Annotated in this window: 3 protein-coding genes and 1 pseudogene; all 4 read right to left on the bottom strand. The window is 26.2% G+C overall.

All coding sequences use genetic code 11. The features are described 5' to 3' along the window. A pseudogene (locus Q0V08_RS11210) lies at positions 1-415 on the bottom strand (ABC transporter substrate-binding protein); the annotation flags it as partial. Positions 416-417: 2 nt separating this feature from the next. Then, on the bottom strand, positions 418-1,497 hold the full coding sequence (locus tag Q0V08_RS11205; RefSeq protein WP_297434802.1) for an ABC transporter ATP-binding protein: 1,080 nt from the start codon (positions 1,495-1,497) through the stop codon (positions 418-420). A gap of 6 nt (positions 1,498-1,503) precedes the next feature. Next, the gene (locus Q0V08_RS11200) at positions 1,504-2,322 is read right to left on the bottom strand and encodes a carbohydrate ABC transporter permease (RefSeq protein ID WP_297434801.1); all 819 of its coding nucleotides are present in this window, start codon (positions 2,320-2,322) and stop codon (positions 1,504-1,506) included. Next, positions 2,312-3,193, bottom strand: coding sequence for a sugar ABC transporter permease (locus tag Q0V08_RS11195; protein WP_297434800.1), 882 nt, complete (start codon positions 3,191-3,193; stop codon positions 2,312-2,314). Before Q0V08_RS11195 ends, Q0V08_RS11200 begins: the two co-directional genes overlap by 11 nt. Positions 3,194-3,247: the final 54 nt, after the last annotated feature.

The following is a 3,247-nucleotide window of genomic DNA, read 5'->3' as shown; positions in this document are numbered from 1 at the left end:
GTTCTAATATATTTGATAAAAAATTATTATTTAAATAATTTTTATCTTCAGGAAAATATTTCTCTATAATTTCTTGAGCTGTTACATAATCAAAATTATCATTTGCATAGTTTAAATACGAATATCCCATTTGAACAATAGCAGGCTTCTTTCTAGCAGCTACGGCTACTTGTAGATTTTGTGTTAGTCCTTTATACATATCGGGATTAAATTTTTCTATAACTTTTATGTCAGAGTTCTTTTCATTAAAATTTTGAACGAGTTCTTTTATTGTTCCACCACCAAAACTTTCAGATGCAACATGCCAATATTCAATTTCTATAGGTTTGTTCGATACTGTAGTTTTTTCTTCTTTTCCACATCCTACTAAAAATAGACTTCCTAAAATAATTCCTCTTAAAAAATTTTTCTTCAAAATTATGCCTCCATTTTTAAATTTTTCTTTGTTTTAATATCAAAATAGCTACATTTTGCTATATTGATTTCTAAGTAAATCTTTTGATTTTTTTTAATATCTTGGTCATTTTTTATAGATGCCTTTATATTTTCATTTCCAATAGAAACTGAGACACATTTTTGATTTCCATAATTTTCGACTCTTGTTACTTCTCCTTGAATTCTATTGAAAGCATCTTCGGTGTGAACTAAAATATGTTCAGGTCTAATACCAATATATATTAAGCTTCTGTTGTTTAAATTAGGTATAACATTTTCATTACTAGATATGCATTTATCATTTATATAAAGTTTTTTATTAACAATTTTACCTGTTAAGATATTCATAGATGGAGTTCCAATAAATTTTGCTACAAATATATTTGCTGGATTATTGTAAACTTCTTCAGGGGTATCTATTTGCTGTAAGTCTCCTTTATTTAAAATTGCTATTCTATGACCAATTGTCATGGCCTCAATTTGATCATGAGTAACATAAATAAATGTAGGTCTATTTATTTCATGTAACTTTATAAGTTCTTCTCTAGATGAGTTTCTAAGTTGAACATCTAAATTTGATAAAGGTTCATCTAACAAGAAAAAATCAGAATTTTTTACAGCAGCACGACCAAGAGCTACTCTTTGTCTTTGTCCTCCAGATAATTCTTTAGGATATCTTTTTTCTAATCCTTGAAGATTTAATATTTTTATGACCTCCATTGTTCTTGTATTAATTTCAGTTTTGTCTACTCCATTCATCTTTAGACCAAATGTTATATTATCCCATACTGTAAGATGGGGGTATAGGGCATAGTTTTGAAATACCATTGCAATATCTCTATCACCAGCTTCTACATCATTGATTTTTTTATCTTCAAATAATATATCTCCTGATGTAATCTCTTCTAAGCCAGCAATCATTCTTAAAGTTGTACTTTTACCACATCCAGATGGTCCTAATAAAACTAATCTTTCACCAGCATTTATTGTTAAATTCAAATTATTTACAATTTTTGTATCCCCATAACTTTTTGATACATTTTTAAATTTAATTTCTTTCATATTTACCTATCCTTTTACTCCTGATTTTACAAAACTTGTCATTATTTTTTTCTGGAAGAATGCATACATAATAATTGGAAATATAATTGTTAATGCTGCAATCGCCATTGTTACACCCCAGTCATTTCCACCTTCAGAACTTATAAACATCTGAAGAGCTAAAGATAGTGTGTAGTTTTTCTTTTCACTTAAAATTAATAAAGGCCAAAAATACTCATTCCATGAGTTTATAAAAAATAGTATTCCCATAGATATAATAGAATTTTTAATCATTGGTAAAATAATATAATATAAAACTTTAGTTTCTTTAATTTTATCTAATTTAGTTACTTCAAGAATAGATTTAGGGATTCCTTTCATATTTTGTATAATCATAAATATCCCCATTCCATCAGCTAATTGAGGAAGAATAACTCCTAAGCTTGAATTTAAAAGTCCAATCTCAGAAATCATAAGATAATTAGGTATCATAGTTACTGTAAAAGGAACAAATAGAGTCCCTAAAATTAGAAAAATTAAGATTTTTTTACCCTTAAAATTTTTAAAAGTTAAAATATACCCAGCTAAAATACTCGTGATAATTTTTCCAAAAGTTATAGCAGTAGATATAAAAAATGTATTCCATATATATCTTAAAATATCTACATTTTCAAATATATAAGAATAATTTCTAAAAGTTATAACTTTGGGAATTATTCTTAAAGGATCTGCGAAAATTTGATCCATGCTTTTAAAAGAGATTGATAACATATATATAAGAGGAAAAATTTGAACTCCTATAATTAGTAAAAATAAGATATGCCATTTACTTTCTTTAATTTTCATAATAAACTCCTTTTTCTAAAACTTTAATCTTTATAGAGATTAATATAAAGAAGAAAAGCATTGTTATAACAGAAAGTGCTGAGGCTCTTCCTGTTTGAAAAAAAGTAAATGCATATTGATAAATACTATACACAAGGTTTGTACTACCATTATTTGGTCCACCTTGAGTTAAGACATTTATAGGAACAAATACCTGTTGTAATCCATATACGATTGTCATAACCATAACATATAAAGCGGTTGATGAGGTCATTGGAATAACTATATAAAGAAATATTTGTAAGTTTGAAACTTTATCAAGTTTAGCACTTTCTATAAGTTCAGTAGGAACTTCAAGTATTCCAGCTAATAAAAGAATTAAGTTATATCCAAATATTTTCCAAGCTGTTATAAGGGTTATTAAAATCATTACTAATCCATTAGTTTTTAGCCAAAATTGAGGTTTTAAATTAAAAAACTCATAAAACTTTGATATAGGTCCAATCATGGGATTGAATACCCATACAAAAACAAGGGATGCAACAACTAATGAGATTATACTAGGAAAAAAGAACATAGTTCGATAAAATCCTTTAAATCTATTCACTAAAAAGGCTAGAATATATGCAATAATATATGGCAATATAAAGTTAAATACAATTAATAGACCTATATATATAAATGTATTTATTAAGGATTTATGAGTACTACTTTCTGTTAATATATCTATATAATTTTCAAATCCAATAAATTTTTTATTTTTACTAATCATATTCCATTGAAAAAAACTTAAATAGAAAGTTTTACAAATAGGATAGAAAATAAAAATTGTAAAAATGGTTAAAGCGGGCATCAAAAATGCGGTTGCTAAAAGTGTTTCCTTTTTTTTCATCGTGTCTCCTTAAATTATTTTTTTCTCAAGCTCGAAAATATAATACCAGATAGC

The sequence above is a fragment of the uncultured Cetobacterium sp. genome (assembly GCF_947038635.1).
Lineage (GTDB): Bacteria > Fusobacteriota > Fusobacteriia > Fusobacteriales > Fusobacteriaceae > Cetobacterium_A.
This window is presented reverse-complemented; position numbering and strand designations above follow the sequence as displayed.